This window comes from Limosilactobacillus sp. (genome assembly GCF_051873075.1).
Lineage (GTDB): Bacteria > Bacillota > Bacilli > Lactobacillales > Lactobacillaceae > Limosilactobacillus.
Genome location: NZ_JBJEEM010000063.1, coordinates 1 through 7,065, shown reverse-complemented (window position 1 = coordinate 7,065; position 7,065 = coordinate 1). Strand labels below are relative to the sequence as shown.

The following is a 7,065-nucleotide window of genomic DNA, read 5'->3' as shown; positions in this document are numbered from 1 at the left end:
TGTTTGGCCTGCTGGGCAAGCCGGGTTACGAAGAAGTCGGCAAGAAGCTGCGTGCTGAGATGGACGAAAATAAGTAAGCAGAGTAGGGGGAATTTGCAATGCTGTTAGGAAGTATTGAAGCCGGCGGGACCAAGTTTGTCTGTGCGGTCGGTAACATCAATTATCAAATTCAAGATTCTATTCATATACCAACCACGACCCCGGAGGAAACCATCCAAAAGTGCATCGAGTGGTTTGACCAGTACAAGGACGACCTGTCCGCTATCGGGATTGCTTCATTCGGTCCCATTGAGATTCGGCGGAGTTCGCCGAAGTACGGTTACATCACCAACACTCCTAAGAAGGGGTGGGCGGACACCGACTTCGTAGGGCCGTTCAAGAAGCACTTCAACATTCCGATCGCCTGGACCACGGATGTCAATGGCTCAGCCTATGGTGAATACGTCCTCTCAACACTGTTTAATAAGCGGATCAACTCCCTGGTCTACTACACGATCGGTACCGGTTGTGGGGCCGGCGCCGTCATTGACGGGAAGTTCGTCGGTGAACTCGGCCACCCTGAGATGGGTCACATTCGCTTGAAGCGCCACCCAGATGACCTTGACTTCAAGGGCATCTGCCCATTTCACGGCGACTGCCTGGAAGGCCTGGTCTCCGGCCCAACCTTTGAAGCCCGGACCGGCAAGAAGGGCAAGGATGTGCCATTGACGGACCACGTTTGGGACATCATGGCTTACTACGTTGCCCAAGCGGCCTTGGACGCCACGCTGATGTTCCGGCCCGGCCAGATTGTCTTCGGTGGCGGGGTCGTCAGCGAGGAGTTCCTGAAGAAGGTTCGGCGCGAGTTCAAGAAACTTTTGAATAACTACGTCGATGTTGGCAACGTGGATGAATACATCACGATGCCGTTGGCCCAGAACAACGGCTCAGCCACGATTGGGGACTTTGCCCTGGCATTGAAGGCGGCCACAAATTAGTTTATCCACGATTTAAGGAGGAAAAAGTAATGGCATTCAACAAGAGTTTAGCGGGTTATTATGATGATTTAGCACATGTCGGGATCCCAACTGACGACCTCAAGAAGACGATTGCCTTCTGGGAGAAGCTCGGCTTTAAGAAGCAGGGCCAGTTCTATACGGACGACCAGGGTCACCAGGTGGTCTTCATGAAGGCTGGCTACCTGATGCTTGAAATCTGGGATAGCGATGGTGCCGTTCATAAGACGGGGGCCATCAACCATATCTCCCTAAACGTGGAAGACGCGGATGGTGCCTTCAAGGCCGCCAAGGAAGAGGGCTTTGCTGTCAAGGAAGATGAGGTTCAGCACCTTGACTACTGGAAGCATGGTATTAAGTTCTTTAATATCGTTGGCCCAAACGATGAAACCATCGAATTTTGTGAAGTTGTTAAAGATTGATTTTTAGGAGGAATATCTGATGAAAGCTTTAGTAATGACGGGTAAGAAGAAGCTAGAAATTGATGACAACTACAAGAAGCCGGAAGTTAAGCCAAATGAAGTCCTCGTTCACACTGCCTGGGCTGGTATTTGTGGGACTGACAAGGCTTTGTATAACGGGCTGCCTGGTTCTGCTGATGCCGTTCCACCGATTGTTCTGGGGCACGAAAACTCAGGGGTAGTTGCTGCGGTTGGTTCTGAGGTTGAAGACTTCAAGGTTGGCGACCGGGTCAGCGTTGATCCAAACATCTATTGCCACAAGTGCTTCTACTGCCGGACATCACGGCCAGAACTGTGTGAGCACCTGGATGCTGTCGGTGTTACCCGTGATGGTGGCTTCGAAGAATACTTCACGGCACCGGAAGAAGTTGTCTACCATGTTCCAGACAACGTTTCCCTGGAAGCGGCAGCAGTTATCGAACCAATCTCCTGCGCAATGCACGCCGTTGACCTGCTGACGACTCACCCTTATCAAAACGCTTTGATCATCGGTGATGGTTTCGAAGGTCAACTAATCGCCCAAATCCTGAAGGCACGTGGTATTCGCGAAGTTACCCTTGCCGGGACCGTTGACGAGAAGCTGGAAAACAACCGGAAGCACTTCGGCTTTAAGACCATCAACAACCTGACCCACCCTGAAGAAATCAAGAACGACTCCTACGACATCGTGGTTGAAGCCGTTGGTCTGCCAAAGACTCAGGAACAAGCCGTTGAAGCTGCTCGCCGTGGCGGTCAAGTCCTGATGTTTGGTGTTGGTAACCCTGACTCACAATTCAAGGTCAACACTTACAAGGTTTACCAAAAGCAACTGACTATTCAAGGGACCTTCATCAACCCTTACACCTTTGAAGACTCCATTGCCCTGCTGCAATCAGGTGATGTTGATCCACTGCCATTGATTTCTAATGTCCTGGACTTCGCACACGTAGAAGACTTTGTCAGCGGTAAGCTGGGCAACATTTCCAAGGCAATTGTTAAGGTTGCCGGTGAAGATGCCTAATTACTAAAGCTTTTTGGCAAGGCCGTGGTAGCAACAGCAAAAAAACTGACGGTGAGTGGCTCCTTATCACCGCTTGCAAGGCCTTGCACTCTTTAACTAAAATGACTCCTGGTGTTTGACTTGGTCAAATACCAGGAGTCATTTGCCTTTTATCGGTTGCTTCAGTTATACTTTAAATGCCGCCTTAGCTCAGATAGGTAGAAGCACATCCATGGTAAGGGTGACACGGCGGTTCAACTCCGCCAGGCGGCTTAAGCATAACTGATGCTTACCTGAGAAGAATGATCCATGACTATTCACCGGACTTCGGTGGCCTGATTGACATCATGGATCATTTTCAATATTATATATATAATTAATTTTATAGAAATAGAGGACGGATCTGTAACGTGAGTGAAGAAAAAGTGACGATAAAAACATTGGCGGACGCGGCTAATGTTTCGCATACCACCGTTTCCCGTGCTTTAAATGATAGTCCGCTGGTCAAACAAGCAACTAAGGACAAAATTAAGGCACTTGCGGCGAAGATGAACTATACCCCTAATTTGAATGCTAAGGCGCTGGTTGAGAAAAAGTCTTTCATTATTACCATCTACTTTACAGACATGTCTAACGGGACCTCGCCGAGTTTCATGTCTTCGGTTATTCACCAGGTAAAAGAACAGCTGCCAAAGGGGTATGAGATTGCCGTTGATAGCTTTGCCAACCTTCGCCGGTCCCACCAAAGCATCAATCTGCGCTTCGATGGTGCCCTGGTGGTGAGCCAGTCGACATCGGATGACGAATATATCGACCAGCTAGCCCAAACCGGCAAACCGATGGTCGTCTTGAATCGTAAGATTAAGCGGCCGGACCTGTACAACTATTCGTCCGACGACTATTCCGGCACCATGGTGGCTGTTGATTACTTGCTGCGGATGGGTCATCACAAGATTGCAATGATTACGGGTCGCCCGGACTTTGAATCGGCCCGGTTGCGGTTGCAGGCTTTCGATGATGGGTTGAAAAAGCACCAAGTTGTAATTCCGGCCGAGTGGTATCTGAAGGGAAACTACAGCCTGGAATCTGGCTATCAGGCGATGGAGGACCTCCTCAACTCGGGAAACTTGCCGACCTGTGTTTTTGCCGCGAACGATGATATGGCGATTGGGGCGATCCGGGCCTGTGAGGACTACGGCTTTAAGGTGCCGGAGGATATTTCCTTTATCGGCTTCGATGACAACACGTATTCGAAGTATTACAATCCCCGAATTACGACGATTAGAAAGCCGACGGACAAGGTGACGGAGTATGGGATCAGCGTCCTCAAGGAACTGATTGATAACGTGCAACCTCCGCAGCCGACTTCAATAAGCGTAAAGCCATCATTAGTCGTTCGGAACTCAGTTAAAAAAATTGATTAGGAGAATCTCTACTGGCAGGCGTCAGTGTGATTCTCTTTATTTGTATATACAGTGGTGAAACCGTTGCTAGCACTGGTGTTGACCGTGAGCGACACGGGCAAGCTCGTTAATTTTTATTCATATTTTATATTTTTTAATATATGATTTTGGAATGCAAAATATACTATTTTAGAATATGTTATATTTTTCACAAAAATTGTTAACGTTTTCAGCTGAAGTGTGTTACTATAGGAAATGTAAGGGAAAACGCATGAGCGATCAGCGATCGTTGTCGTACGTTTCCTTAGATTAATGTATTGTTGTTACAGCTTTTAGCTTATATTATGTTTACATGTGGACAAATAAGGCGCCTTTTTATTTTTATAAAAATTGTTCACGTGTGCGTATTTTTGAAGGAGGGGCTTACCGTATGAGCGATCAAAATACCGCCAGTGCCGAGCAAACGACTTCGGTACAAAGTACAGGTAAGGTTAAAAAAGTAGATAATTATAATAAGCAGATTCCAACCCACCAAAAAATCTTCTATGGTTTTGGTGACTTTGGGAACGGCTTTATGTTTGACCTTGGTCAGGCATACCTGACTAAGTTCTGGATTGATGCTGCCGGCATTGGTGCCGGTGCGGTTGCCGGGATCTTCGCGTTTACTAAGATTTTTGATGCCTTCATGGACCCAATCGCCGGTTCATATGTCGATGGCCGGAAGAACATTGGTAAGCGGGGGAAGTTCCGCCCGGTTATGATGATCTCAGCAATCATTCTTGGGATTATGACGGTGATCACGTTTACCATGCCAATGGGACTGACCACGACACAAAAGATCATCTATGCATACGCTGTCTACATGATCTGGGGGGTTGTTTATTCATTTACTAACGACCCGTATGGATCGCTAGCGTCGGTAATGTCGCGGAACCCGCAGGACCGGAGCTTTATGGCGACGACCCGGCAAGTTGGTTCCGTCGGTGCCCAGTTTATTGCCGGGGTGGCCTTTATTCCGCTGATGGAATTAGTCGGCGGTGGGATGAGCAGCAAGGACCAGCTTCACGGTTACTTCTTTGCCGCAACCGTCTTTGCCATCATCGGGGTGGCAATGTTTGCCGTCTGCTACTTCGGAACGAAGGAAAATGTTAAGGTCCACCGTGACCAAAACGCCAAGCGTGAAGGGTTCAAGGACTACATCAAGGTTATCTTTACTAACGGCCCACTGGGTGCGTTGATTCTGATGACATTGTTCACGATTTCAGCCATGAACACCAACAACCAGATGATGGTCTTCTACGCTCAGTACAACCTGGGTAACATCGGCCTGCAGCCAGTGATCAACGCGGTTATGATGGGGTGCTCCATCGTGGGTGTCTTCATGATTCCTACCCTGACGAAGCACTTCGGTCAAAAGCGGACCGCCATGTGGTCATTCGTTGTCGGTGCTATTGCCAACATTTTGAACTTCTTCCTGCCAACGAACGTGATTACCTTCATCATCCTGGTAACGATTGGTTACACTGCCTTGGCTATTCCAAACGGGATCACTTGGGCCATGGTTTCCAACGCCATCGACTATGGTGAATGGCACACCGGGATGCGTAAGGAAGGGATTACTTACGCCGCCTTCAACTTCTCCCGGAAGATTGCGCAGTCACTTGCTGCCCTTGTTAGTGCCGGTGTCCTGGCCGTTACTGGTTACGTTGCCAACGCCCAACAATCAGCCAAGACCCTGCAAGGGATTAAGGCCGCAATGACCCTTTACCCTGGCTTCTGCTTGATCATGGCCGCAATCATCATCGGCTTCTTGTACAAGATTAGCGACGATAAGTTCAAGCAAATCGCCACTGACCTTGACCAAGGCAAGTGGGAACACGGTGTCATCGGTGACGAAGATGTTAAGTAATTTAGGATGCTAGTTTTTAGGAGGAATTTATTATGACTTTATTGGGTAAAGACTTTCTGTTAACAAATGACTGGGCCAAGAAGTTATTCTTTGACTATGCCAAGGACATGCCAATCATTGACTTCCACTGCCACTTGAACCCAGAAGAAATTTATGAGAACAAGAACTATGCCAACATCACCCGGGTTTGGATCAACGAAGACCACTACGGTGACCACTACAAGTGGCGTCTGATGCGGGCCAACGGTGTTCCTGAAGAATTGATCACCGGTGACGGCGACGATTACGACAAGTTCATGGCCTGGGCCGGCACGATCGAAAAGGCCGTTGGTAACCCAGTTTACGAATGGACGCACCTTGAATTGCGGCGTTTCTTCGGCATTGATGAACCACTGACCACTAAGAACGCCCCAGAAGTTTGGAAGAAGGCCAATGCCCTCCTGCAAACCGAAGACTTCAAGCCACGTAACCTGATCAAGCTGTCCAACGTCAAGGCGGTCTGCACCACTGATGACCCAGCTTCTGATCTGCACTACCACAAGCTGTTGAAGAAGGACGAACGTGAAAATGGCTTCCGGACTCTGCCAGCCATGCGGCCTGACAACCTGATCCAAATCAACAAGCCAACCTTTGCCGAATACATCAAGCAATTGGGTGACATTTCCGGTGTTGAAATCAACTCCTTCCGTGACCTGATCAAGGCCATGGAGCAACGGTTCCAATACTTCAATGACATGGGCGGCCGTCTTTCTGACCACTCTCTGTTGACTTACCACTTTGCTGAAGCCAGTGATGAAGAATTGGATGCCATCATGAAGAAGGCCGAAGCAAACGAAGAGGTTACTGGTCTTGAATACGACAAGTGGCTGACCATGTTCCTGGAAGAAATGATGAAGCTCAACAAGAAGTACGACTGGACGATGCAATTCCACATCAACTCCATCCGTGACCTCAACCACCCAATGTTCAAGCAACTCGGTCAGGATACCGGTTACGACGCTATGGGGACCCAACCAGACATCGTTGCCCAAATCCAACAACTTTACTCCAAGATGCGGGACAGCAATGACATTCCAAAGACCATCTTCTACTCCCTGAATCCAAATGACTGGATGCAATTAGTAACCCTGATGGGCTGCTTCCTTGAAGGCGGCAAGCAACGGATGCAACTGGGTGCTGCATGGTGGTTCAACGACACCGCTGAAGGAATGACCACCCAACTGCGTGACTTTGCTCAACAAAGTCTGCTGCCAAACTTCGTCGGGATGCTGACTGACTCCCGGAGCTTCCTGTCATACCCACGGCACGAATACTTCCG

6 protein-coding genes and 1 tRNA gene are annotated in these 7,065 nt (G+C 48.8%); all 7 read left to right on the top strand.

The annotated features are described in order from the left end of the window. Window positions 1-98 precede the first annotated feature (98 nt). On the top strand, window positions 99-977 hold the full coding sequence (gene scrK, locus ACI31J_RS06925) for a fructokinase ScrK (protein ID WP_439773699.1): 879 nt from the start codon (window positions 99-101) through the stop codon (window positions 975-977). A gap of 29 nt (window positions 978-1,006) precedes the next feature. Next, complete coding sequence (locus tag ACI31J_RS06920) at window positions 1,007-1,417, top strand: VOC family protein (RefSeq protein WP_439773698.1); 411 nt, start codon at window positions 1,007-1,009, stop codon at window positions 1,415-1,417. Between the two features lie 19 nt (window positions 1,418-1,436). Further along, window positions 1,437-2,456: a zinc-dependent alcohol dehydrogenase family protein gene (locus ACI31J_RS06915; RefSeq protein ID WP_439773697.1), complete on the top strand. Its 1,020-nt coding sequence runs from the start codon at window positions 1,437-1,439 to the stop codon at window positions 2,454-2,456. Window positions 2,457-2,634: 178 nt separating this feature from the next. Then, window positions 2,635-2,708: transfer RNA gene (locus tag ACI31J_RS06910), tRNA-Thr, on the top strand. 137 nt (window positions 2,709-2,845) lie between these two features. Continuing rightward, window positions 2,846-3,859, top strand: a complete 1,014-nt coding sequence (locus ACI31J_RS06905) for a LacI family DNA-binding transcriptional regulator (protein WP_439773696.1) — start codon at window positions 2,846-2,848, stop codon at window positions 3,857-3,859. Window positions 3,860-4,268: 409 nt separating this feature from the next. Further along, window positions 4,269-5,747, top strand: a complete 1,479-nt coding sequence (locus ACI31J_RS06900) for a glycoside-pentoside-hexuronide (GPH):cation symporter (RefSeq protein ID WP_439773695.1) — start codon at window positions 4,269-4,271, stop codon at window positions 5,745-5,747. Between the two features lie 32 nt (window positions 5,748-5,779). Continuing rightward, the coding region (gene uxaC / locus ACI31J_RS06895) for a glucuronate isomerase (RefSeq protein WP_439773694.1) at window positions 5,780-7,065 on the top strand (1,286 nt) is incomplete at its 3' end.